At 72.6% G+C, this 19,871-nt stretch carries 12 protein-coding genes; 10 read left to right on the top strand and 2 right to left on the bottom strand.

The window, feature by feature from the left end; all coding sequences use genetic code 11:
* The 6 genes from ABZ208_RS28480 to ABZ208_RS28455 form a co-directional block, all read left to right on the top strand.
* Positions 1–1,056: SGNH/GDSL hydrolase family protein (locus ABZ208_RS28480; protein WP_356912312.1), on the top strand; the 1,056-nt coding region annotated here is incomplete at its 5' end.
* Positions 1,053–4,712: a hydantoinase B/oxoprolinase family protein gene (locus tag ABZ208_RS28475; RefSeq protein WP_356912311.1), complete on the top strand. Its 3,660-nt coding sequence runs from the start codon at positions 1,053–1,055 to the stop codon at positions 4,710–4,712. The genes ABZ208_RS28480 and ABZ208_RS28475, both read left to right, overlap by 4 nt.
* 159 nt (positions 4,713–4,871) lie before the next feature.
* On the top strand, positions 4,872–6,398 hold the full coding sequence (locus tag ABZ208_RS28470; RefSeq protein WP_356912310.1) for a hypothetical protein: 1,527 nt from the start codon (positions 4,872–4,874) through the stop codon (positions 6,396–6,398).
* Positions 6,395–6,556, top strand: coding sequence for a hypothetical protein (locus ABZ208_RS28465; RefSeq protein ID WP_356912309.1), 162 nt, complete (start codon positions 6,395–6,397; stop codon positions 6,554–6,556). Before ABZ208_RS28470 ends, ABZ208_RS28465 begins: the two co-directional genes overlap by 4 nt.
* A complete protein-coding gene (locus ABZ208_RS28460) occupies positions 6,553–7,461 on the top strand; it encodes a hypothetical protein (RefSeq protein ID WP_356912308.1) in 909 nt (302 codons plus the stop codon). Before ABZ208_RS28465 ends, ABZ208_RS28460 begins: the two co-directional genes overlap by 4 nt.
* 30 nt (positions 7,462–7,491) lie before the next feature.
* Entirely contained in the window at positions 7,492–12,678 is a 5,187-nt protein-coding gene (locus ABZ208_RS28455; protein WP_356912307.1) for a hypothetical protein, read from the top strand.
* A 122-nt stretch (positions 12,679–12,800) separates the two neighbouring features.
* Here ABZ208_RS28455 and ABZ208_RS28450 read toward each other — a convergent pair whose 3' ends face one another.
* The gene (locus ABZ208_RS28450; RefSeq protein WP_356912306.1) at positions 12,801–13,265 is read right to left on the bottom strand and encodes a hypothetical protein; all 465 of its coding nucleotides are present in this window, start codon (positions 13,263–13,265) and stop codon (positions 12,801–12,803) included.
* A gap of 442 nt (positions 13,266–13,707) precedes the next feature.
* Between ABZ208_RS28450 and ABZ208_RS28445 the strand changes: the two genes are divergently transcribed.
* From ABZ208_RS28445 to ABZ208_RS28430, 4 genes are read left to right on the top strand one after another with little or no spacing between them, the layout of a single operon-like run.
* The gene (locus tag ABZ208_RS28445) at positions 13,708–16,632 is read left to right on the top strand and encodes a nitrate- and nitrite sensing domain-containing protein (protein WP_356912348.1); all 2,925 of its coding nucleotides are present in this window, start codon (positions 13,708–13,710) and stop codon (positions 16,630–16,632) included.
* Entirely contained in the window at positions 16,629–17,084 is a 456-nt protein-coding gene (locus ABZ208_RS28440; protein WP_356912305.1) for a roadblock/LC7 domain-containing protein, read from the top strand. Before ABZ208_RS28445 ends, ABZ208_RS28440 begins: the two co-directional genes overlap by 4 nt.
* Before the next feature lie 9 nt (positions 17,085–17,093).
* Positions 17,094–17,498 (top strand): DUF742 domain-containing protein, encoded by a 405-nt coding sequence (locus ABZ208_RS28435; protein WP_356912304.1) that lies wholly within the window; start codon positions 17,094–17,096, stop codon positions 17,496–17,498.
* The gene (locus tag ABZ208_RS28430; protein WP_356912303.1) at positions 17,479–18,102 is read left to right on the top strand and encodes an ATP/GTP-binding protein; all 624 of its coding nucleotides are present in this window, start codon (positions 17,479–17,481) and stop codon (positions 18,100–18,102) included. The genes ABZ208_RS28435 and ABZ208_RS28430 overlap by 20 nt, the downstream gene beginning before the upstream one ends.
* Positions 18,103–18,241: 139 nt before the next feature.
* On the opposite strand, the gene glpK is transcribed toward ABZ208_RS28430, so the two are convergent.
* Positions 18,242–19,765 (bottom strand): glycerol kinase GlpK, encoded by a 1,524-nt coding sequence (gene glpK / locus ABZ208_RS28425; RefSeq protein ID WP_356912302.1) that lies wholly within the window; start codon positions 19,763–19,765, stop codon positions 18,242–18,244.
* Positions 19,766–19,871: the final 106 nt, after the last annotated feature.

Below are 19,871 nucleotides of genomic sequence, written 5' to 3'. Positions count from 1 at the left end.
CCCGGGGCCGGGTCTGCGGGTGCGGACGGTGGTGCTGCGGTGCCTGTGGTGCCTGTGGGGGTGTCCTCCGGCGGGAGCGCTCACGTCACAGAGGCCGTGTCCGGCATTCCGGGCCGGATCATGGCCGGCACGGCATTGGTGCGGCAGTTGGAGCCCGCCGTGCCTGGGCGCGACGCCGCACGCGTCGTGCCTGCGCTCCGCGCCCCGCGGTTCGTCGCGCTCGGCGATTCGCTCACCGAAGGCGTCGGCGACCCCGTCAAGGGCGGCTGGCGGGGGTGGGCCACCCTGCTCGCCGCCGGCATCGGTGGCCCGACCGAGCCCGCCGTGTTCCGCAATCTCGCCGTCAGCGGTGCCCTCACCAAGGACGTCGCCGCATCGCAGGCGCCGCAGGCGCTCGCCTTCGCGCCCGATGTCGCCTCCGTCGTCGTCGGCGTCAACGACACGCTGCGCCGTACCTTCGACATCGCGGACCTCGCCGTCCGCCTCGACGAGGTCTGCGCCTCGCTCGCCGGCGGTGGCACCGTCCTGCTCACCGCATGTCTGCCCGACCCCGGCGCGATGTTCGGGCTGCCCGCCCCGCTCGCCCGGCCGCTGGCCCGCCGGCAGCGGGCGGTCAACGCCGTCGTCCACGCCCTGTCCGACCGCTACGACGCCGTACATCTGCACGCCGCCGACGACGCCTGGGTCGCCGACCGGTCCATGTGGAGCGCCGACCGGCTGCATCCCGGCGAGCGAGGACACCGGATGCTCGCCCGGGGGTTCCACGAGCTGCTCGCCGCCCGCGGACTCGCCCACGGCAGCGCGCCCGCCACGGAACCCGACCAGCCCAGGCCCACCCGTGCCGCCTCGGTGCTGTGGCTCGCCACGGCCGGTACCGCATGGGTCGCCCGCCGGTGCACCGATCTGCTGCCGCAGCTGCTGCGACTCGCCGGACACGAGGTCCAGCACTGGGCGCGCGGCACCAGCGCACGCCTGGACCGCAGCGCCGAGCTCGCCCTCTCCTCCGCGCTCGCCGCCGTGTCACGGGACGTGCCCGTTGCCAGAATGGGGGAATGAGCGGGCGCTGGGAGTTCTGGATCGACCGTGGCGGGACCTTCACCGACATCGTGGGCCGACGCCCCGACGGGCGGCTCGTGACCCGCAAACTCCTGTCGCACAACCCCGAGCGCTACCACGACGCTGCCGTCGCCGGAATCCGGCTGCTGCTCGGCACGCCCGAGGGCCGGCCCGTCCCGGCGGACAGCGTCGCCTGCGTCAAGATGGGCACCACCGTTGCCACCAACGCCTTGCTGGAGCGGCGCGGTGAGCCGACCGTTCTCGTCATCACCGAGGGGTTCCGGGACGCGCTGCGCATCGCGTACCAGAACCGCCCGCGCATCTTCGACCGTCGCATCCTGCTGCCCGAAGCGGTGTACGACCGGGTTGTCGAGGTCCCCGAACGCATCGACGCCCGCGGCGACACCGTCCGTCCGCTCGACCTCGCGGCCGTCACCGAACGGCTGAGGACGGCCCGCGACGACGGCATCACGAGCGCCGCCGTCGTCCTCATGCACGGCTACCGCCACCCCGGCCACGAGCGGCGTATCGCCGCCGCGGCCAGGGAACTCGGCTTCACCCAGGTCAGCTGTTCGCACGAGGTCAGCCCGCTGATCAAGCTGGTGCCGCGCGGGGACACCACTGTCGTCGACGCCTATCTCTCGCCGATCCTGCGCCGGTACGTCGACGAGGTCGCGGCCGAACTCGACGGCATCCGGCTGATGTTCATGCAGTCCAACGGCGGGCTGCGCGAAGCCGCCCACTTCCGCGGCAAGGACGCCGTGCTCTCCGGCCCGGCCGGCGGCGTCGTCGGGATGGCACGCACTTCGGAACAGGCCGGGTTCGGCCAGGTCATCGGCTTCGACATGGGCGGCACATCCACCGATGTCTCGCACTACGCGGGCGAGTTCGAGCGTGAGCTCGGTACTCAGGTCGCCGGGGTCCGGATGCGCGCGCCCATGATGAACATCCACACCGTGGCCGCGGGCGGAGGTTCCGTGCTGCACTTCGACGGCCGCCGCTACCGGGTGGGCCCCGACTCGGCGGGCGCCGTGCCCGGACCGGCCTGCTACCGGCGCGGCGGACCGCTCACCGTCACCGACGCCAATGTGATGCTCGGCCGGGTCCAAGGCGCCCACTTCCCGGCGGTCTTCGGTCCGGCCGGCGACCGGCCGCTGGACGCGGACATCGTGCGCGAGCGGTTCACCGAGCTCGCCGCGCGGGTCCGCGAGGAGACCGGAACAGAGCGGAGCCCCGAGGAGGTCGCCGCAGGATTCCTCGAGATCGCCGTCCTCAACATGGCGAACGCCGTGAAGAAGATCTCGGTGCAGCGGGGGCACGACATCACCCGCTACGCCCTCACGTCCTTCGGCGGGGCCGGCGGCCAGCACGCGTGCGCGGTGGCCGACGCGCTCGGCGTCAACACGGTGATCGTGCCGCCGCTCGCCGGGGTGCTCTCGGCGTACGGCATCGGACTGGCGGACGCGACCGCGATGCGCGAACAGTCCGTGGAGGCGGAACTGGACGAACGGTCCGTGGAGCACGTCCGGGCCCTGTGCGACGAACTCGCCGACCGGACCCGCACCGAACTGCGTGCCGACGACATCCCCGAATCCGCGATCAGCACCCGCGCCCGCATCCTGCTGCGCTACGCCGGTACGGACGCGAGCCTGCCCGTCCCGCTGGACACCGCCGCCGCGATGAAGGACGCCTTCGAGTCGGCACATCGCGCGCGCTACGCCTTCACCATGGACAAGCCGCTCGTGGTCGAGGCGGTCTCCGTCGAGGCGGTGGGCGTGGCCGGTGAACACGGCGAGACCGTGGTGGAAGCGGCCGCAGGAGACAGGGACCCCGCGGACTCTGCGAACGTCGCCCCGCGCGACCGCGTCGGGATGTTCGTCGACGGGGGGCGCCGCGAGATTCCGCTGTACGGCCGCACCGATCTGCGGCCCGGCGATGTGCTCCAAGGGCCGGCGATCGTCGCCGAGGCCGATGCCACCACCGTCGTCGATCCCGGCTGGCAGGCAGCGGCGGGCGACGGCGGCCATCTGCTGCTCACCCGCGTCCGGCCCCGCCCCGGCAGGGCCGCCGCCGGCACCGATGTCGACCCCGTGCTCCTCGAGGTCTTCAACAACCTCTTCATGGCCATCGCCGAGCAGATGGGCGTCCGTCTCGAGAACACCGCGCACAGCGTCAACATCAAGGAACGTCTCGACTTCTCCTGCGCCCTGTTCGACGCCGACGGCAACCTGATCGCCAACGCACCCCATATCCCCGTGCACCTCGGTTCGATGGGCGAGTCCATCAAGGAGGTGCTGCGACGCAACGAAGGACAGATGCGACCGGGCGATGTGTACGCGATCAACGACCCCTACCACGGGGGCACGCATCTGCCCGATGTGACCGTGGTGACGCCTGTGTTCGAGGGCGAGGAGCTTCGCTTCCTGGTGGCCTCGCGCGGCCATCATGCCGAGATCGGCGGCATCACGCCCGGCTCCATGCCCGCCTTCAGCCGCACCATCGACGAGGAGGGCGTGCTCTTCGACAACTGGCTTCTCGTACGGGACGGGCAGCTGCGCGAGACGGAGACCCGCGCACTGCTCACGGGCGCGCCGTATCCGTCGCGCGCGCCCGACACCAACCTCGCCGACCTGCGCGCCCAGATCGCGGCCAACGAGAAGGGCATTGCCGAACTGCGGCGCATGGTGGACCAGTTCGGACACGATGTCGTGCAGGCGTACATGCAGCACGTCCGCGACAACGCCGAGGAGTCGGTGCGTCGCATCATCGCCGGGCTCGGTGACGGCTCGTACCGCTACGAGACCGACGGCGGCGCCGTCATCCAGGTCGCGCTGCGTGTGGATCGCGGACACCGCAGCGCCGTGATCGACTTCACCGGCACCTCGCCGCAGCAGCCCGGCAACTTCAACGCCCCGAAGTCGGTGGTCATGGCCGCCGTGCTGTACGTCTTCCGCACCCTGGTCGCCGACGACATCCCGCTCAACAGCGGCTGTCTGGAGCCGCTGGAGGTGCGCGTGCCGGACGGTTCGATGCTCGCTCCCGTCCATCCTGCCGCCACCGTCGCGGGCAATGTGGAGACCTCGCAGGCCGTCACCGGCGCCCTGTACGCGGCCCTCGGCGTACAGGCGGAGGGCTCGGGCACGATGAACAACCTGACCTTCGGCAACGAGCGGGTCCAGTACTACGAGACGGTGGCGAGCGGGGCGGGAGCGGGCGAGGACTTCGACGGGGCCGATGCCGTGCAGACCCATATGACCAACTCCAGGCTGACCGATCCCGAGGTCCTGGAGTGGCGCTATCCGGTCCGCGTGGACTCCTTCGCCGTACGCACGGGCAGCGGCGGCGACGGACGCCATCGCGGCGGGTGCGGAGTCGTCCGCAGGATCCGCTTCCTCGAGCCCATGACGGCCGCGCTGCTGACCGGGCATCGCCGCATCCCGCCGTACGGCATGTCCGGCGGCGCACCGGGGGAGCTCGGCGAGAACCACGTGGAGCGCGCCGACGGCACCGTGTCCCGGCTCGGCGGCGTCGACGCCGTGGACGTCGGGCCCGGCGACGTCCTGGTCATGAGCACGCCGGGAGGCGGCGGCTACGGCACGCCACCAGGAAAGACCGCTGCGGGCGAGGGACACGCAGAGGTCGTGTCCGGGACATAACGCGTCGTAGCGCCGCCAGTCCCGAGCGGGGGCTCGTGGGCGCGCGCTCACCGACCGTGTCAGGCCCGGGACGGGCGTACCCCGTACACCGCTCACGGCCTGTCGGGGCGGATCGCGCCGTTTCGACCGTTGTCAGTGCGAGGACCTAATCTGTGCACCGTGACTTCGCCTGCCTCGACGGACTTCGTTCCGCCCCAGCTCAGCGCGGGGCCGCGGCCCGCGCAGGGCCCGGCCGCCGACGAAGGGCTCGCGCGGCGGCTCCGTGCGCTCGCGTGCACCGCGCCGCTGCACGACCTCGACGTGCGCAAGGCGAACCTCGCGGGGGAGTACTCGATCTACGCGATGGCCGAGATCGCCCTGGCCGCCATCGATCTCGTCACACTGAACATGGACTTCGACACCGGGGCCGACCATGACCAGATAGTGGCGCGCCTGCTGCCGCGCGTCGCGGCCCAGGCTCCGCAGCGGCCCGTCGCCGAGCACGAGCGGGTCGCCCGCTGGGTGCTGGAGAACCTGATCAACGTCGGCAGTGTGGACCGCGGATTCCGCGCCGTGTACGGCACGTTCGGGGCCGACGGCGTCTACACCCGCCGTGACTACGACTTCAAGCTGATCGAAGAGGTCCCCGGCTACGGCGGCAGTGTCTATCTGCGCACCACCGACGAAGCGGTCAACGTCCTGGTCGGGGCGCTGGACACGGATGTCACCAGCGCCCAGATCGCGGCCGAGGTGAAGCTGGAGGTCCTCATCAGCCGGGGCCGCCTCGCCGACGCCCAGCTCGCCGCGGAGCAGGCGCGCTACCGCACCGTGCAGTACTCGCAGATTCTGCGCAGGACACTGGAGGCCACCCGGCGCAATGTGCGCGCCGTGGACTGGCTCAATGCCGTACCCGACATGATCGCCGAGGCGCTCGAACACGTCGCCGACCGCTACCGCCACGAGAACGCGATCCTCACCAACATCCGCAAGGCACGCGACGAGGCCGAGGACCCCGAGCACAAGCGGCGTGCCGCCGAGCTCGTCGACATAGTCAAGGACTGCATCCGCCGCCACACCCAGCTCCAGTCCCGGCTGCTGGAGGCCGGCCCGCTGTTCCGCGCCGAGCAGGACCGTCAGGCCTTCGCCCGGCCCACCACGCGTACCGGTCTCGATCTCTACGGCCAGCTGGTGGCTCCGCTGCTGCCCCTGCCGGTGGAGTCGGCGATCCGCGTCACCGACGCGTTCTTCGCGCGCGGCACCGGGCTGCGTACGCCGGCCTCGGTCCGGGTCGGCGATCTCGTCGACCTGCTGCTCACCCCGCCCGTGGAACGCGAGCACCTGGGCGCGGAGATGCCGGAGCCGGACCTGATCGCCACCCCCGACGACAGCCGCTTCAGCGAGGAGCAGCTGGCGAGCGCCATGCAGCTGCTCGACCTGGAGCACGACGCTCCCCGCCGGCTCTCCGGCCTGCTCGCCGAGGCCCGCCGTCGTGACCCCGATCTGCCCTATCTGGTCGCCCTGCTCGCCGTCCACGCGGCGAGTCCGCCGGTCGGCACCGCCTACCGTCAGGGCGAACAGCGCCTGCTGTTCGCCGTCGACGACGGCACCGAGCTCGACGACCCCGAGTTCGGCGGCGCCGACCTGATCGTGGGTACCGCGCTGCTGGACGCGGCGGGCATGGCGGCCGACCGCACGGAGGCGGCGTGAGTACCGAGCCCGGGGCCGGCGCCGACGTGCCCAGGTCCGAGCGGGACACGGCCCAGCCGTCCATCGACACCGCGGGAAGGGACGGGGCCCCGCCCGCCACGGGCGCACCCGTCCACCCCGTGCACCGGCACCACCACACCGAGGAGTTCCCTTCGTGAGCGACCTGCACGAACACGCCGCCGCGTGGAGCGAGCCCGTCGCCCCGCAGGGGCCCCCGGCCGGACCGATCTCGGCGTCCGGGGGCGTCACCCCCGCCGACGCCGCCGACGCCGCGCGCCTCGTCTCCTTCGGGCTCCAGCCCAAGCTGCTCCCCGCCCGCGACGTCGAGTACGCCGAACTGCTGCGCCGCTACCGGGAGGACACCGCGTTCGCCCGCCTCGCCGACGCCGTCGCCACCGGCCTCGGTCTCGTGGTCCTCGAGGTCTCGCCCCGCGCGGGGATGGCCGTGACCGCGGGCGAGGACTCGGTCTTCGCCGTTCGCATGGGGGACTACGCGCGTCGCGCCGCCGCCGACTCCGCGGACCGCTTTCTGCACGGCCTCGCCCACCTGGCGGTCGCCGCCATGGCGTTCCCCCGCCCCGAGGACCTCGCCGACGACGGCTACATCGGCCGGATCACCGTCAACGGCGTCGACTCCTTCGTACGCCAGGCCTGCCGGCGCCTCGAGGAGCGCGCCGACGAGCAGGGCGAGAACACCGACCCGGCCACCGACGCCCCCGGCCTCGAGGCCGCCTGGCGTATCTACGCCCGCCGCAGCGCAACCGGCGCCACCAAGGACGCCCGCCGTCTCGCTGGATCCACCACCGGCATCGTGGGCAAGGCCGTCGCCTTCCTGACCGACTCCGGATTCCTGCAGCGCACCGGAGACGACGCCGGTGGCGCCTACCGCACGACGGCCCGCTACCAGCTGCAGGTGCGCGACATGGCGGGCAGCGCGGCCATGGCCGAACTGCTGGAGCTCGGTGTCGTACCGGTCAGCGACGGCAGCGCCTCCCTCGTGCCGCCGCCCGAGGGCGACGACCTGGAGCTGGCCGCCGACGCCGGCCTGCCCTTCCACGCGTAACCGCCAGACGACGACTGAGAGTCCGCCGACATGTACGAGCTGTCCCGGGTCCGCCTCTACTCCATCGGTCCTGCCGGTGCGCGCTACGCCGACACCGTGCTCGACCTGCGGGGTGTCGGCGAGCCCGTGCCCGACCCCGCCCCCACCCAGGCGGAATTCTTCGAGGAGGAGCCGGTCGGCCCGCCGCGCCGCCCCGCGCCCGCGGGCGTGCTCTTCCTCGAGAACGGCGGCGGCAAGTCCGTACTGCTCAAGCTGATCTTCTCCGTCATGCTCCCCGGCCACCGCAACACGCTCGGCGGCGCCAGCTCGGGCGTGCTGCGCAAGTTCCTGCTCGCCGACGACTGCGGTCATGTCGCCCTGGAGTGGCAGCACACGCTCACCGGTGAGCTGATCGTCGTCGGCAAGGTCAGCGAGTGGCGGGGCCGCCAGGTCTCCAACGACCCGCGGAAGTTCGCCGAGGCCTGGTACTCCTTCCGGCCGGGTCCCGGCCTCAGCCTCGACTCACTGCCGGTCGCCGAGTCCACCTCCGTACGGCCGCCCGTCGAAGGCGCCTCCGGGGCGCAGGGCCGGCGCCGCACCATGAAGGGCTTCCGCGACGCCGTCACCGAGGCCGGCAAGGCCTATCCGCACCTCGACGTGTACTGGGAGGAGATCCACGACCGCTGGAACGAGCACCTCGGCGATGTCGGCCTCGACCCCGAACTGTTCCGCTACCAGCGGGAGATGAACGCCGACGAGGGCGAGGCGGCAGGCCTCTTCGCGGTCAAGAAGGACTCCGACTTCACCGACCTGCTGCTGCGCGCCGTCACCGACACCCGTGACACCGACGGACTGGCCGACCTGGTCAGCGGTTTCGGCAACAAGCTGGGCCGCCGCGCCGAGCTGACCGCCGAGCGGGACTTCACGTCCGGATCGGTCGACCTGCTCGGCCGCATTGTCGAGGCCGCCGAGACCCGTGCCCGTGCCCGCGACATCCACGCGGGCGCCGAGCGCCGCACCCGCACACTCGCGCGCCGGATGTCCGCCCGCGGCGGGGACGAACGGGGCCTGGCCGCCGACCTCGCGCAGCAGGTCACCGCCGCCGCCCACACGGTGACCGAGGCGGAGCAGGCGCGCAGCCGCAACGCGCTGATCGCCGCCGAACTGGCCTACCGGCACGCTTCGCTGGCCCTGACCGTCGCCGAAAAGGGTGCCGCGGCACAGCGACGTGAGCTGACCGACGCCCGCACCCTTCACTCCGCGTGGCAGGCGGCCGAAGCGGTACTCCGCCACCGAGCCGCGGGCGACCGCTCCGCGCGCGTCGCCGCGGCGATCCGCGAGGCCGAGCGGGACGCCGCTCCGGCGCTTGCCGCACGCGCCAAGGCCGCCGGTGATTTGGTGCGCGCGCTGCACGCGGCCGCGGAGGACGGTGAGCGCGTGGCCAACGAGGAGGAAGAGCGTTCCCAGGCGCTGCAGGAGGCCGGCGAGGCCGCGCACCGCGACGCCACGGCCGCCGCGACCGAGGCACAGCGCGCCCGCAGCGAGATCGGCCATCTGCGGCAGCGGCTGACCGAGGTCGAGCAGGAGACCGCCGAGGCGGTACGGGCCGGCTGGCTCGACGACACCGCACCGGACGCCGACCCGGCCCGCGCCGCGCTCGCCGCGAGCGACGCCGAGAAGACGGCGGTCGCCGCGTGGGACGCCGCACGTGAGGCCGCCCGCGGCACGGCCGACCGGGCACGCGACGCCGCCGCCGCGGAGTCCCGCGCCGAACTGACCGCTGCGCGCGCGGCGGACGCGGCGAGCGCCGCGGAGCACGCCTACGAGGCGGAGCGCCGCGCCGCCGAGTCGATCGCCCGGGACGAACGCCTCGCGGAGCTGCTGAGCCTGCCGCCGACGGCAGCTCCGTCACCCGCGTTCCCGCACCCGCGCCACGCCTCGGGTGAATCGACGCCTGCCGCACATGACGCCGCATCGGGTGTCCGGGTGACCGTGCCGGTCCAGCCGGACGACCCGGAGACGGCGCCCGACGTCACCGCCGAGGGCGGCCGGGCAGGGGACGGGTCCGGCCCGGCCGGTGGTGAGGTGTCCGCCGACGGCGGGTCCAGTGCTGCGCCGGGTTCCCCGGCCGGTGGTGCGCAGTCCGCCGTGCCGGGCGGAGGGCAGACGCGGCAGGCCGACTCCGGCTCGGCCCACGGCCTGTCCGCCGGACGCGTATCCGGCGTGACGGCAGGATCGTTCGGCGCGGCAGCCGCGCCGCAGGGCGACGGCCCCGAAGAACCCGCAACGGCGACCGCCGGCAACGCCGCCACCCGTGACGCGGCTCGCGGCGACGCCTCGGCGGACGCGGTGCATGTCGCTTCCGGCGCCCACCGGGGCGGTGCGCCCGCAGGACACACCGACGCGGCGGTGTCGCGTACCCCGATCCCCGGCCGGCCGCTGCGCGACGGCGACCGGCCCCTCACCGTCGAGGAGCTCGACGGATTCGCCGACGAACTGCGCGAGTTGCTCGACCGGTCCGTCTCCTCGGCGGAGCGGCAGCTGTTCGACCTGCGGACCGCCGCCGCCGACGACGCCCGCATCCTCGGTGCGCTCGGCGACGGCGGACTGCTGCCGCCGGGGCCGGACGTGCTCGCCACCGTCGAGTACCTCGGCGAGCACGGCATCCCGGCGCTCCCCGGCTGGCGCTATCTCGCCCAGGCCGTCGATCCGGCCGACCACGCCGCCGTGCTGGCCGCGCGGCCCGAGCTGGTCGACGGAGTCGTGATCACCGACCCGGTGTCCTACGTCCGGGCACGTGACGTGCTCGCCGGGGCAGCGCTGCTGCCCCGGTCCACCGTGGCCGTCGGGACCGCTGCCGCACTGCTCGCGCCCGTGCCGGCCCCCGGCACCGGCGACGCGGACGGGGACGTCTTCCTCGTGCCGCCGAACCCGGCCATGCACGACGAGCAGGCCGCCGACGAGGAGCGGCAGGCGCTGCGAGCCCGGGCCACCGCCCGGGACGAGGAGATCCGTGCGCTCGCGGCCCGGCTCGCGGGCGACCGCGCCCTCTCGGCCCGGCTCGGCGCCTGGCGCGCGGACTGCCCGCCCGCCAGGCTCGCCGAGCTCGCCGACGCCGCCGGCAGGGCCCGCGCAGCAGCCGAGGAAGCACAGCAGACCCTCGCCGAGGCCCGTACGGCACGGTCGGAGGCGGACGAGGCGGCCGCCGACGCGGCCCGGCTGCGGGACGAGCGGCAGGACGCCGCCCAGCGTGCCCGCCGCGTCGCCGACGCCCTCGCCGGCCTTGCCTTCCGGCTGCGCGAACGGGCCGGCTGGCAGGCGAAACTGCGTGAACTGGCCGATGAAGCGGCCGAGTCCGAGGCCCGTGCGGCGACCTGCCTGGAGCGGGCGAAGGCCGCCGACGAGGACCGCCGGGCCGCCCAGCGCGCGGGTGACGACGCCCGCCGTACGGCGCGTGCGCTGCGCGCCGAGCGTGCCGAGATCGCCGGAGCCCCCGAAAGCCTGCCCGGGCGGGACGACACGGCACCCCGCGCCGCGTTGCCCGCCCTGCGCGAGGCCTACCGTGCGGCCTCGCAGCTGTACGAGAAGGTGGGCGTCGGCGCCGATCTGCGGGCCGAGCAGGCCCGGGCCGAGAGCGACGAGAGCGCCGCGCTCGCCGAGCTGGACCGCCTCACCAACAAGGTCCGCACGCGTGCCGCCCAGCTCCTCGAGAGTACGGACGGTGCCGACGGCCCCTCGCGCCAGGCTGCCGCGGCCCGCGCCGAATCCCTTGTCCAGATGCTGGAGTCCCGCGCGACGGAGGCGAGCGAGAAACTCGGCCGGCTGCGGGGCGAGGCCGAGCGGCTCGCTCCCGCCGACGGCGGGTCACATACCGAGCTGCCGGACGAACTGGTTCCCGCGGACGTGGAGCAGGCCCAGACCCTGCTGCGCTCGGCGACCGCCGAACTGTCCTCCCGTACGGATGCGTTGGACATGGCCCGGGCCGCACACGCCACGCTGCTCCAGGCGCACCGCGCTGCCGAGGACGCGGCAGGCGGGTTCGAGGAGACGGCCGCGCTTCTGCGGGACCTGCTGCGCGACCACCACCAGGAGGAGGAGAGCGGGCAGGCATCGGAGCCGTATCCCGGCACGCTGGACGAGGCGCGCCACCTCGCCGCCGAGTCCCGCCGCTCCCTGCGCGGCTGTGCGACGGACCTGTCGGCGGCCGAGGCGGCCGTACGGGAGGCGAGCGACGTGCTCGTACGGCACGCCAACGCCACCCGGTACGAGCAGGTGCGCACCCCCGCGCGCCAGCAGATCCGTGAACTGCCTGCGGCGGCGCTTCCGGAGCACGCCGCGAAGTGGGCAGAGGCGTTCGCGCCGCGGCTGCGGGTGCTCACCGACGAGCTGCAGCAGCTGGAGCGCAACCGCGACACGATCGTGGACCGGCTGCGCGGTCTGGTGGAGTCGGCGCTCACCACGCTGCGTTCGGCTCAGCGGCTGTCCAGGCTGCCCGAAGGCCTGGGCGAGTGGTCGGGGCAGGAGTTCCTCCGCATCCGCTTCGAGGAGCCGGACCAGGCGACCCTCGCGGAGCGGCTCGGCGAGGTCATCGACGAGGCGACCCACGCCGCTGTGAAGAAGAACTCCGACCTGCGGCGGGACGGTATGTCACTGCTGCTGCGCGGCGTTCAGGCGGCGCTGCAGCCGAGGGGCGTGGCGGTGGAGATCCTCAAGCCGGACGCCGTGCTGCGCGCCGAGCGGGTGCCGGTCGGGCAGATGGGCGACGTGTTCTCCGGCGGCCAGCTGCTGACGGCGGCCATCGCGCTCTACTGCACCATGGCCGCGCTGCGCAGCAACGACCGAGGCAGGGACAAGCACCGGCACGCCGGCACGCTGTTCCTGGACAACCCCATCGGCCGCGCGAACGCGACGTATCTGCTGGAGCTTCAGCGGGCGGTCTCGGACGCGCTGGGTGTGCAGCTGCTGTACACGACGGGGCTGTTCGACACCACGGCCCTCGCCGAGTTCCCTCTGGTGATCCGGCTGCGCAACGACGCGGACCTTCGGGCGGGACTGAAGTACATCAGCGTCGAGGAGCATCTGCGCCCCGGACTGCCGCAGACCGACCCGTCGGGCGAGACGGTCCACGGCGAGATCACCGCGACCCGCATGTTCAAGAGGACCCCGGTCCCGGCGGAACCGGCCGCCGGACTGCCCCCGAAGGCATCGACCCCCCACGGCGCGGGGCCGTCCGAGTAGCGGCTGACCGGCCGGCCCGGCGCCGGGCCGGCCGGTCAGGCCGGGTCGGCCCGCCATGGCATCCGGCCCACCGCCCTGACGGGGAACGGCTTGACGGTCCTCACGGGGGACGGCCCTGAAGGTCAGGCCTCCGACAGCCGGTTGGCGCTCCGGCGCCGTATGCGTGAGGCCGCACGGCCTGCCGCCCGCGCGGTCCGCCGCGCCCGGCGGCGCTCGCGGCGGAGCCCGCGTGCGGTGCTGCTGGGCTCCGACACCACGCCGTGCCGCTGGTTCCACACCTGGCGGGTCACCCACACATCGAGCACGGCCCACGTCGCCACCACCGTGCTCGCCACACTGCTGAGCACCAAGGGGAAGGCCAGCCACGACGCCGTCAGCGTGAAGAGCACCGCCGCCATCGCCTGAACCAGTGTCACCGACGCGATGATCACCGCCCGGACCGCAGCCGTGCGCACGGGGTCGGCCATGCGCCGTCTGCCCACCGGCTCCTCCACCCACAGCTGCCGCCCACCCACGGCACCCGTCGCACCGATCGCATCAGCCGCCCGCGACGCCGTCGCCTCGCCGCGACGCTCGTCCGTGTCCATGGATCGTTTCACTCCCCACGTCTGTCCGACTTCTGGGTGGCTGCCCCGGATCCGCCGGCCTACACCGCCCCGGCGCCGCACGGCACCACACCGCCTCGTGGGCGGCGTGCACCCGGACCCACAACTCCCACCAGCCCGGGAAGGCCACGGCCGGACGCGCGAAACACCCCGTACAGAACGACGATTGACCCTTCACGATGATTCCCGTGCGGCACAGAATTCCAGCCATCTGATGCGGTCCGAAAAGTGACCTACGCGAGACGCGTCGGCCGACGCGGGGGATAGCATCTCCCCGGATACCAGGACATCCCATGATCAAGACGATCGTCGCAGGCCGAAAACTGCCCGGACACGCCTTCGAGTTGGCTGGGTGACAGTAGTAGGCTCGCGCCGTTTGTTGACGGACATCACCCGCACCGGGCGGGTCGAGCAGGGGGAGGCCATGCGCTTTCGCGGGAAGTCCATCCGCCGGAAGATCGTGGCGTTGCTGCTCGTTCCGCTGGTCTCCCTCACGGCGCTGTGGGGGTTCGCCACCGTACTCACCGGCCGGGACGCGAATCGACTGCTCGAGGTCAGCACCGTCGCCGAGCAGTTGGGCGGGCCTGTCGAGGAAGTCATCGACTCCGTCCAGAAGGAACGCAAGCAGACCCTCGTCTACCTTGCGGACCGCCGTGCCTCGGACGCTCTCCCGACCCTGCGCCTGGATCGCGAAGCCACCGACAGCGCGCTCGCCGCGATCAAGACGAACGCGCAGAAGTCCTCGGTGCGCGACGGCCTGACGTCCGAATCCGAGCAGAAGCTCACCGCGCTGATCGATGCCTTCGACGGCCTCGGCGCCCTGCGCCGCTCCGTGGAGACCAGTACGGTCTCCCGCAGCAAGGCCCTGAAGTACTACAACCGTCTTGTCGACCCTGGCTTCAGCTTCCTGCTCACCCTGCACGCACTCGACGACGTCGCACTGGAACGCGAAGGGCGCGCCCTCGTCGGCCTGGCCCGTGCCCGCGAAATGCTTTCCCGCGAGGACGCGTTGGCCGCCTCCTCGCTCATCACGCGCAGGATCACCGCCACCGAGATCCGGGAGCTCTCCGACCTCGTGGCCCACCGCAAGCTGTACTACGAGGCCAACTTCGAGATCCTGCCCGCCAAGGAACGCGAGATCCTCGTCCGCTACTGGCGCAGTCCCGAGACCGCACCGCTGCGCGACACCGAGGAACGCCTCCTCTCCGACGGCCCGGCCGACGGACTCGGCACCTCCGATCTGCAGCGCTGGACCGAAGCCGCGACCCCGGTGCTCGTCGAGCTCGCCGGCACCGCCGATGAGGCGGGCGAACGCTACGCGGACCGCGTCGAGCCCGCCGCGTACAGCGTGCTCGTACGGGCCGGTGTGGCAGGGGTCCTCGGCTTCCTCGCGCTGCTCGTCTCCGTGATCGTCTCCGTACGGATCGGCCGCGACCTGGTCCGGGCCCTGTCCCGGCTGCGCAACGAAGCCCACGACGTCTCCGGTGTGCGGCTGCCCAGCGTGATGCGCCGCCTGGCCGCCGGTGAGCACGTGGACGTCGAGACCGAGGCACCGCGCCTGCAGTTCGACAAGGACGAGATAGGCCAGGTCGGCCAGGCCCTCAACACCCTCCAGCGGGCGGCGGTCGAGGCAGCGGTCCGCCAGGCGGACATGCGGCGCGGCGTCTCCGAGGTGTTCGTCAACCTCGCGCGCCGCAACCAGGTGCTGCTGCACCGTCAGCTCACGCTCCTCGACACGATGGAGCGACGCACCGAGGACACCGAGGAACTCGCCGACCTGTTCCGGCTGGACCACCTCACCACCCGTATGCGGCGGCACGCCGAGGGACTGGTGATTCTCTCCGGCGCCGCCCCGTCCCGGCAGTGGCGCAAGCCGATCCAGCTCATGGACGTCGTACGGGCCGCGGTCGCCGAGGTCGAGGCCTACGAGCGCATCGAGGTACGCCGCCTGCCGCGCATCGGCGTCGGCGGCCCCGCCGTCGCCGACCTCACCCACCTCATCGCCGAACTCCTCGAGAATGCCACGGTGTTCTCGCCCCCGCACACCGGTGTGCAGGTGCACGGCGAGCGGGTCGCCAACGGCTTCACCCTCGAGATCCACGACCGCGGCCTGGGCATGGCCGCCGACGCCCTCCTCGACGCCAACCTGCGGCTCGCCGAGACCCCGGAGTTCGAGCTCTCCGACACCGACCGGCTCGGTCTGTTCGTCGTCAGCCGTCTCGCCCAGCGCCAGAACGTCCGGGTGTCGCTGCAGCAGTCCCCGTACGGCGGCACCACCGCGGTCGTCTTCATCCCCGCGGCGCTGCTCACCGAGGCTCCCGAGACCCAGGGCACCGGTTTCCGCCTGGACCGCAAGAGCGACAGCCCGGCGGGCCGGCGCGGTGAGGGGAAGCGTGCCGCGCTCTCCAAGGCCCCGGCGAGCCTGAACGCCTCGGCGCTGCTGGACGGCCCCGTCGAACTGGAGGCCCCGGTCGGCACGCTGGGCCTCGACGACCGTTCGGCACTTCTCGGCGCGGACGCCCCGCTCACCGGCCTGGACGACCCGGAGAGCGAGCGCGGTGGCATCTTCCGCGCCCGGTCCCGCGGACGGCATGACGACACGGCGGGCGAGCAGCACCAGCTCGCCCGGGAACCGTCGCAGGAGCACTACGCCGGCCCGGTGCCGCTGCCGCGCCGCACGCCCCCGACCCTGGTCGCGGACCATGGCCGCCGGGTGGACGAGCGCGGTGCCGGCGGGCGCACACATCCCGCCCCCGGCCCCTCGCGCTCCGCGGCGCCCACGCCGATCTCGGGCGACCGCCGCAGCAGCGGCAGGCCGCGGTCCGTCCCCGGCCCGGAGCGCCTTTCCCCGGTCCCCGTACCGGATGCGCGGCCCTCGTCGCCCGCGCCGGAGCCCGCCGCCGACCCCCCGTTGACGATCGACGGACTGCCTCGCCGCGTCCGGCGGAACGCGTCCACCGAAGAGCCCGCGCCGAGGCCCACCGCTCAGGCCCCGGCGGCGCCGGAGGGGCTGCCCCGCCGTGTCCGCCAGGCCAGTCTCGCCCCCCAGCTCAGGGAGTCGGCCGGGTCGGGAGCCGGGCAGGTACCGCCTGCCGCGGCACCGGGTCCGGACGTCTTCGAGCGGGACGCGGACGAGGTACGCAACCGTATGGCCGCCATGCAGCGCGGCTGGCAGCGCGGCCGCCGCCGGAACGCGGACGAAACCGGCGCCGACGAGACCCGGATCGAACAGACCCCAGGCCGGCGACCGCAGCACGTCGTGGCCCGGGAACCGCAGCAGCGCACGGACCAGGCCACCGGCCCCGGCCGGCACGCACCAGGAACGACATCGGAGGGGGACGGTCGATGACCGCACCGTACGCCGCAGCACAGGGCAGCATGAGCGCCCACACCACCGCCAAGGGCTCCGGCGAGCTCAACTGGCTCCTCGACGAGCTGGTCGACCGGGTCGCCAGCATCAGCAGGGCCCTGGTGCTCTCCAGCGACGGCCTTGCCACCGGCACCTCAAGGGACCTCACCCGCGAGGACAGCGAGCATCTCGCCGCCGTCGCGTCCGGTTTCCACAGTCTCGCCAAGGGAGTCGGCCGTCACTTCGACGTCGGCCAGGTCCGGCAGACGGTTGTCGAACTCGACGAGGCGTTCCTGTTCGTGACCGCCGCCGGCGACGGCAGTTGTCTCGCCGTCCTCGCCGACGCCGACTCGGATGTGGGCCAGGTCGCGTACGAGATGACCCTCATGGTCAAGCGGGTGGGCGTTCACCTTGTCACGGCACCGCGGACCGGTCCGGCCGCCGGAGGGTGAGTGGCGGGCATGAGTGAATCAGTCCGCCAAGGACGCAGACCACATCACTGGATCGACGCGGACGCCGGTCCGGTGGTCCGCCCCTACGCCATGACCCGCGGCCGTACCAGCAGTTCAAGCCGCCACCCACTCGATCTGATCGCGCTGGTCATACCGCACGCCGCAGTCGGCGACCCCCGCCGTGACCAGATGCTCTCCCCGGAGCACGTCGAGATCGTCGAGCGCTGCGGCGGCACCCCTCAGTCGATCGCCGAACTCGCGGCAGGTCTCGATCTGCCCGTCGGCGTCGTCCGTGTCCTGGTCGGCGACCTCGTCGAGGACGCTCTCGTGCATGTAACCCGCCCCGTTCCGCCGGCCGAGCTGCCGGACGTGAGCATTCTCCGTGAGGTGATCAATGGCCTTCGGGCGCTCTAGCCGCCACCCGGCGCCCCCGGTGGAGCCGGTGACGCTGAAAATCCTGGTGGCGGGCGGCTTCGGAGTCGGCAAAACCACCTTGGTGGGCGCGGTCAGTGAGATCAGACCGCTGCGCACGGAGGAGACGCTGACCGAAGCGAGCCGGCCTTTCGACGACACCGACGGTGTCGAGAGCAAGACGACCACGACCGTCGCGATGGACTTCGGGCGCATCACGCTGCGCGAGGACCTGGTGCTCTATCTCTTCGGCACCCCGGGCCAGGACCGGTTCTGGTTCCTGTGGGACGAGCTGGCACAAGGCGCTCTCGGCGCGATCGTCCTCGCCGACACCCGCCGGCTTCAGGACTGCTTCGCCGCCGTCGACTACTTCGAGCGCCGGGGCATCCCGTTCACGATCGCCGTCAACTGCTTCGAGGGAGCCGACCGCTTCCCGATCGATTCCGTGCGCGGGGCCCTCGATCTCGATCCTGAGGTGCCGCTGATGATGTGCGACGCGCGTGACCGGGGTTCCGTCAAGAACGTGCTGGTGGGGGTGGTCGAGCATGCGCTGACCCGTGCCGACCAACTGCACGCACAGCGCGCCACCACCGGGGCGAACAGTTAGGGTCCTTCCTCCGGAAGCAGACCCTGGCGCTGTCACACCGGCGCAAGCACGGCCCGTACCCCCACCGACTGGGGTACGGGCCGTGGTCCGTGACCGGGCGTTCGGCGCATGCCCGCACCGCCCCGTGTCCGGCGCGGGCTCAGCCCAGGCCGGACTCCTCCTCCCACCCGAAGCTCTTCTCCACCGCCTTGCGCCAGTTGTCGTACTCGCGCTCGCGCATCTGCGCCTCCATGCGCGGCGACCACTCCACATCGCGCCGCCAGTGGGTCTTGAGCTCGTCCAGGTCCGACCAGACGCCGGTGGCGAGCCCGGCGGCGTACGCCGCGCCCAGGCAGGTCGTCTCCGAGACCCTGGGCCGGATCACGGGCACGCCCAGGACATCCGCCTGATGCTGCATCAGCAAATGATTCGCGGTCATGCCGCCGTCCACCTTGAGCGTGGTGATCTGCACCCCGGAGTCCTGGTACATCGCGTCGACGACCTCACGCGTCTGCCAGCTGGTCGCCTCCAGCACCGCACGCGCCAGGTGCGCCTTGGTGACGTACCGCGTCAGGCCCGTGATCACGCCACGCGCGTCGGAGCGCCAGTAGGGCGCGTACAGCCCGGAGAAGGCAGGCACGATGTACGCACCGCCGTTGTCCTCCACGCTCGCCGCCAGTGTCTCGATCTCGTCCGCCGACCGGATGATGCCGAGCTGGTCCCGGAACCACTGCACCAGCGCACCGGTGATCGCGATGGAACCCTCCAGGCAGTAGACCGGAGCCTCGTCGCCGATCTTGTAGCCCACGGTGGTGATCAGCCCGCTCTTCGACGGAACCGGCCGGCTGCCAGTGTTGAGCAGCAGGAAACTGCCCGTGCCATAGGTGTTCTTGGCCGTGCCGGTGTCGTAGCAGGCCTGGCCGAAGATCGCGGCCTGCTGGTCGCCGAGGGCCGAGGCCACCGGGACGCCCGCCACCGGGCCGACGGCCGTCCCGTACGTCTCGGCCGACGACCGGATCTCGGGCAGCATGGCCGGCGGAATGCTCATCGCGGCGAGAATGTCCGGATCCCACTGCAGAGTCTGCAGGTTCATCAGCATCGTGCGGGAGGCGTTGGTGACATCGGTGACATGGACGCCGCCGTCCGGGCCGCCCGTCAGATTCCAGATCAGCCAGGAGTCGATCGTGCCGAAGGCGATCTCGCCCCGCTCGGCGCGGCCGCGCAGCCCTTGGACGTTGTCCAGCAGCCAGGCGGCCTTGGGGCCGGAGAAGTAGCTCGCGAGCGGCAGTCCGGTGGCGTCGCGGAAGCGGTCCTGTCCGTCCGTGCCCTCCAGCTCCCGGCACAGGCCGGCGGTGCGGGTGTCCTGCCAGACGATCGCGTTGTGCACCGGCTTCCCGGTCGCCCGGTCCCACAGGACCGTCGTCTCCCGCTGGTTGGTGATGCCGAGCGCACTCAACTGCTCGGCCCGCAGACCCGCCTTGGCGAGAGCTCCGGCCACCACCGCCTGCACCTTCGACCAGATCTCCGTGGCGTCGTGTTCCACCCAGCCGGGCTTGGGGAAGATCTGCCGGTGCTCACGCTGGTCGACGGCGACGATCGCGCCGTCCTGGTCGAAGATGATGCAGCGGCTGGAGGTGGTGCCCTGATCGATTGCCGCGACGTAAGTGTGCGAGGTGTCCGTCATGACGTCCCTTTGTCAGAAGGCTGCGCTGAAGACGAGACCTGTCGGCGATCCGCCCACCAGCGGCCGGGCGCAGAGCCGTTGACCTCGTCGGGAAAGAGGTCTCCGT

It is taken from the genome of Streptomyces sp. NPDC006208 (assembly GCF_040613775.1).
Classification (GTDB): Bacteria; Actinomycetota; Actinomycetes; order Streptomycetales; family Streptomycetaceae; genus Streptomyces.
Note: the sequence above shows the minus strand (reverse complement) of the source record. Positions and strands in the feature narration are given on the sequence as shown.

Excerpts from the sequence above, each read along its gene's own strand:
- ABZ208_RS28475 (WP_356912311.1), top strand. The coding sequence starts at position 1,053 with ATGAGCGGGCGCTGGGAGTTCTGGATCGACCGTGGCGGGACCTTCACC.
- ABZ208_RS28455 (WP_356912307.1), top strand. The coding sequence starts at position 7,492 with ATGTACGAGCTGTCCCGGGTCCGCCTCTACTCCATCGGTCCTGCCGGT.
- ABZ208_RS28450 (WP_356912306.1), bottom strand. The coding sequence starts at position 13,265 with ATGGACACGGACGAGCGTCGCGGCGAGGCGACGGCGTCGCGGGCGGCT.
- ABZ208_RS28445 (WP_356912348.1), top strand. The coding sequence starts at position 13,708 with ATGCGCTTTCGCGGGAAGTCCATCCGCCGGAAGATCGTGGCGTTGCTG.
- ABZ208_RS28440 (WP_356912305.1), top strand. The coding sequence starts at position 16,629 with ATGACCGCACCGTACGCCGCAGCACAGGGCAGCATGAGCGCCCACACC.
- ABZ208_RS28435 (WP_356912304.1), top strand. The coding sequence starts at position 17,094 with ATGAGTGAATCAGTCCGCCAAGGACGCAGACCACATCACTGGATCGAC.
- ABZ208_RS28430 (WP_356912303.1), top strand. The coding sequence starts at position 17,479 with ATGGCCTTCGGGCGCTCTAGCCGCCACCCGGCGCCCCCGGTGGAGCCG.
- glpK (WP_356912302.1), bottom strand. The coding sequence starts at position 19,765 with ATGACGGACACCTCGCACACTTACGTCGCGGCAATCGATCAGGGCACC.